This window comes from Bacillus sp. JJ1532, assembly GCF_036965085.1.
GTDB lineage: Bacteria > Bacillota > Bacilli > Bacillales > Cytobacillaceae > Cytobacillus.
Genome location: NZ_JBALOW010000152.1, coordinates 1 through 4,347, shown reverse-complemented (window position 1 = coordinate 4,347; position 4,347 = coordinate 1). Strand labels below are relative to the sequence as shown.

6 protein-coding genes are annotated in these 4,347 nt (G+C 36.4%); 2 read left to right on the top strand and 4 right to left on the bottom strand.

Annotated features, from left to right (window positions below):
• The first annotated feature begins 225 nt into the window (after positions 1–225).
• Together V7122_RS25625 and V7122_RS25620 are read left to right on the top strand one after the other, a co-directional pair.
• Complete coding sequence (locus tag V7122_RS25625) at positions 226–1,206, top strand: ring-cleaving dioxygenase (RefSeq protein WP_335530156.1); 981 nt, start codon at positions 226–228, stop codon at positions 1,204–1,206.
• Between the two features lie 277 nt (positions 1,207–1,483).
• Positions 1,484–1,693 carry a hypothetical protein gene (locus V7122_RS25620; protein ID WP_335354476.1) on the top strand — a complete coding sequence of 70 codons (210 nt, stop codon included), beginning with the start codon at positions 1,484–1,486 and terminating at the stop codon, positions 1,691–1,693.
• Positions 1,694–1,765: 72 nt separating this feature from the next.
• Here V7122_RS25620 and V7122_RS25615 read toward each other — a convergent pair whose 3' ends face one another.
• The 4 genes from V7122_RS25615 to fabI form a co-directional block, all read right to left on the bottom strand.
• Positions 1,766–1,972 carry a DNA-binding protein gene (locus tag V7122_RS25615; protein ID WP_335530152.1) on the bottom strand — a complete coding sequence of 69 codons (207 nt, stop codon included), beginning with the start codon at positions 1,970–1,972 and terminating at the stop codon, positions 1,766–1,768.
• Between the two features lie 24 nt (positions 1,973–1,996).
• Positions 1,997–2,557 (bottom strand): class I SAM-dependent methyltransferase, encoded by a 561-nt coding sequence (locus V7122_RS25610; RefSeq protein ID WP_335530159.1) that lies wholly within the window; start codon positions 2,555–2,557, stop codon positions 1,997–1,999.
• 83 nt (positions 2,558–2,640) lie between these two features.
• The gene (locus tag V7122_RS25605) at positions 2,641–3,267 is read right to left on the bottom strand and encodes a metal-dependent hydrolase (protein WP_335530150.1); all 627 of its coding nucleotides are present in this window, start codon (positions 3,265–3,267) and stop codon (positions 2,641–2,643) included.
• A gap of 197 nt (positions 3,268–3,464) precedes the next feature.
• Entirely contained in the window at positions 3,465–4,244 is a 780-nt protein-coding gene (gene fabI / locus V7122_RS25600) for an enoyl-ACP reductase FabI (protein WP_335530146.1), read from the bottom strand.
• Positions 4,245–4,347 lie beyond the last annotated feature (103 nt).

Below are 4,347 nucleotides of genomic sequence, written 5' to 3'. Positions count from 1 at the left end.
TTAGTTTACATAATAAAATTATGATTAACTTTTTTTATTCCTCTTTTACCTATACAATTCTGTTTGATGAAAAATAATAAATTAAAAGTTGTCATTTGTTTAAATCCGTGATATTATTATCTCGAATTAAAGATACTTTTATTCAAAGTAAAATTCGATTCATGTGTACGAATTGTATGGGTAAAGTAATCAATATAAATCAAAAGTATTATTGGAGGAATATTAATGAACGAACTAAAAGGCATCCATCATGTAACAGCCATTACAAGCAGTGCTGAAAAGATCTATGACTTTTTCACTTATGTTTTAGGAATGCGCTTAGTAAAGAAAACGGTTAACCAGGACGATATAAAAACATATCACCTATTTTTTGCAGATGACGCTGGAAATGCAGGGACAGACATGACTTTCTTTGACTTTCCTGGCATTCCTAAAGGCGTACACGGAACAAATGAGATTTCGAAAACATCCTTTCGTGTACCTAATGACGCGGCATTAGATTATTGGGTCAAAAGATTTGACCGTCTCGAAGTTAATCATACGGGGATTAAAGAGCAATTTGGGAAAAAGACAATTTCCTTCATTGATTTCGATGAGCAGCATTATCAATTAATTTCTGATGAACATAATATAGGAGTTGCCTCTGGAACACCTTGGCAAAACGGTCCAATTCCTTTAGAATATGCGATTACTGGTCTAGGCCCAATCTTTGTTCGAATCGCAAATTTTCCTTATTTTAAAGAAATGATGGAGAAGGTTCTATTATTCAGAGAAATCGACCAGGAGGGTGCATTTCATTTATTTGAAGTTGGAGAAGGTGGAAACGGTGCCCAAGTAATAGTAGAAGATAATCCTAATCTCCATCAGGCTCAACAAGGCTTTGGTACCGTTCATCATGCGGCATTCCGTGTTGAAGACCGCCCTGTTCTAGAAGAATGGGACGAGCGGATTCGAAGCTTCCGAATCCCAACATCTGGTTTCATTGACCGCTTCTTTTTCGGATCCTTATACTCAAGAGTGGCACCTCAAATATTATTCGAGTTTGCTACAGATGGTCCTGGCTTTATGGGAGACGAACTGTATGAAACACTTGGAGAAAAATTATCCCTACCTCCGTTCTTAGAAGGAAAACGTGAGCATATTGAAAAAATAGTTAGACCAATCGATACGATTAGAAGTACGAAGAATATAGAAAAAGAATATTAAGTTTAAAACCACATTGCCTGATTTCTTCATTTTGGGAGAATCAGGCAATCTCTTTCTTTCTTGAAGCTATCTTCTCATGAATTGCACTTCCTTATCTCCACACTGACGCATACAACTTTTTATACTTCAAATACTCTTCTATTTCCTACTTGTCTTAACAATAACAATTCAAACAGAGTAATGTGAATACTTTAGGTAATTACCTTGACAAAAAATAAGCTTTTATCCTTATATATTTCTCTACAAGAAGCAACCTATTTATACAGGAGGTGCTAAGATGACAGAACCAAGCCAGCCAGGAAGCCAAAAACTGCCGGATTTTGATAATCTGAATGATCGAATAATAGCCCCACAACGATCATCTGGTCCCACTTTGGTCATAAAAACGAATTTGGATCCAAAAGACTCAACAGTCGAAAATCCCTATTATGTAAATGATAAATCAACAGATATGAAAGAGTTTAGAGATTTCTTTGAGGATGTGTAACTTGCATTAATAAAAGTAGTCGGAGCCGGTATTTTTGAATATCGGCTCTTGTAGAAGACTCTCATGATTTTTTTATTTTAGAAAGGACATCTCTTTCTCTTTAAGAGCGAGTCGAATTTGCTCTATAGCTTTAGGTCCCATTCCATGTAGCTGTAATATTTCTGCCTCACTCACTTTAGTGAATTGCTCAAGTCTAATGTAACCAGCTCCTTCCAGAGCACGTCTTGCTGGTTTTGCTAATCCGAAAGGAAGATCGCTTCTCATTACTTCTTCAGTCATTTTGATCCTCACCTTTTTTATCGTTTAACTTTGATCATTTCTTGCTTCTAAGACAATAAACAAACCATTAAAATGCTTTTCAATATTTATTATTGTAAGACCATGCTGAATGACTAGCCCATAAGTATCCCGATTCAAACAGCATCCGTTACAAATTCTCTTCCATGCAGGGGTTAACCAATTCTGCAGCTTAGATAGAAAGCTGTTTTCCATAATGACATGTTCGAATAAGAGAATTCTTCCGCCTGGTTTACAAACTCTTTTAATTTCACTCAGCGCTTTTTCTGGATTTTGTATTGTACAAAAAACCAAAGTCGCCACTACTGTATCAAAAGTATGACTTTCGAATGGCAGCTGCTCGCCACTTACCTTTAGAATTTCAATTGGTACAACAGCACTTTTAAGCCTTGGTCTAGAACGATTGATCATCTTTTGACTTGGCTCAATCGCGATGACTTTATCTGCATGTTCATAGAGTTGAAAATTGATGCCAGTCCCTGAACCAAGTTCTAACACCTTCCCGGTCGCTCTATTAAGCAATTCCCTACGAATCCCTTGAAACCTCCATCTTTCTAAAGGGCTCATGAAAAAATCATATAGATTTGGAAAAGGACTTCTCAATCTCTTCAACTCCAATAATTGAAAAGTTTCTATTTAACCATTTTCACCTAAAACTCCTTCTTGGAAAATGGCAAAAAGAATTTAACCCCTCTCTTGTTAAAGGGCAGTATCTTCATGTCGGCAATTAAATGACTTACATAGCCCATTAGGCAGGTAATAAATACGCCTTCGTGCCCAATTGCTATTTCGAACTGAACGGATATGTATGCAAAAAAGAGAACACCTAATAATGAATGTGTATAGCTTCTATGAGGAACAAATGAAGCTGCGATAATATAAATGCCTAACAGCCATAACCAATTTTCTTGAAGTGAGAAACCTCCAAATAGGACTCCAATTCCTGTAATTGTCAGCATCCTTCTTTGTGTGATAAACGAGGAGATGATGAATATAAGCATTCCTGCCCCAATACCTATCCATTTATTCATTCCTGAACCAGTAAAATAACTATATAAAATCAACAGTATAGCTATGAATTGAGCAGCTGTTCTTATAATCTTATGTGAAATTGTTATTTTATTACTTAGCTTCCCGTCAATATCGATATCCGGCATTAATCCTGAAATTGCCCCTATCCCTACTAATAAAATAGTTCCTGTTGGATCTGTTTGCAGCAAATTAGCTGTCAAAAAACCGGTTGCTGCTCCGATGACTGTATGTGATGTACCGTTCAATTTTTTCCACCTGTTTCATTAAGCTTATATTAACAATAAACACTAAATTTTTAATAGAACATATGTTCCTAAATTGATTATACATTTAATTTTTATAAACAGCAAGAGAATTCTTTACATCTTGTCTTATAAACTCAAAGTAAAAAAGGAGATTCTGATTTGTCATCTTGACCAAAGAGAATCTCCCTTTATTTATGTTATCCCATAATATTATATCCTGCGTCTACATAAACAATTTCACCCGTAACCCCTCTTGAAAGATGGCTCATTAAGGCGAGTGTCATATCCCCAACTTCCTCTTGCGTAACATTTCTTTTCAGAGGTGCTGTCTCTTCAATTTTGTGTAGGATTTGGTTAAAGGACGGAACTCCTTTTGCAGCAAGCGTACGAATGGCACCAGCCGAAATGGCATTGACACGGATATCGTCTTTTCCTAATTCAGAAGCTAAATATTTCACTGATGCTTCAAGGGAAGCTTTTGCAATCGCCATCACATTATACCCAGAAACCACACGCTCTGCACCAAGATAAGACATCGCAATGATGGTGCCTCCTTCAGTCATAAGAGGTTTGGCCGCTTTTGCAACAGCAATTAACGAGTACGCACTTGTGTCTTGGGCAAAAGCATAACCGCTTCTTGTCGTATCAATAAAATCACCCTTTAAATCTTCAGCATGCGCAAAAGCAACGGAATGGAGCACTCCATGGACCGTACCTGCTTCCTCTCCAATTTTATTATAGGCTTCAGCTATGCTTTCATCACTGTTCACATCGCATTGTACGATTAATTTCGCTTCTAAGTTTTGTTCACTTAGAAGTTTTGTCAGTTTTCCAAGCGAGCGTTCTTTCCGATATGTAAAAATGACATTAGCCTCTGCTTGATAAAGAGATTTTGCTACTCCCCAAGCAATGCTTCGTTCATTTGCCACTCCCATAACAACAATATTTTTGTCTTTTAATTTAAGTAAATCTTCCATGTTAGCCTCCAAAGCGAAAGAATAATTAATTTCAGCAAATCATAGAATTTGCTCTTAATTATTCATTATACCATAATACTTTCTATTTCAATGTTATTAAATG

Excerpts from the sequence above, each read along its gene's own strand:
- V7122_RS25625 (WP_335530156.1), top strand. The coding sequence starts at position 226 with ATGAACGAACTAAAAGGCATCCATCATGTAACAGCCATTACAAGCAGT.
- V7122_RS25620 (WP_335354476.1), top strand. The coding sequence starts at position 1,484 with ATGACAGAACCAAGCCAGCCAGGAAGCCAAAAACTGCCGGATTTTGAT.
- V7122_RS25615 (WP_335530152.1), bottom strand. The coding sequence starts at position 1,972 with ATGACTGAAGAAGTAATGAGAAGCGATCTTCCTTTCGGATTAGCAAAA.
- V7122_RS25610 (WP_335530159.1), bottom strand. The coding sequence starts at position 2,557 with ATGAGCCCTTTAGAAAGATGGAGGTTTCAAGGGATTCGTAGGGAATTG.
- fabI (WP_335530146.1), bottom strand. The coding sequence starts at position 4,244 with ATGGAAGATTTACTTAAATTAAAAGACAAAAATATTGTTGTTATGGGA.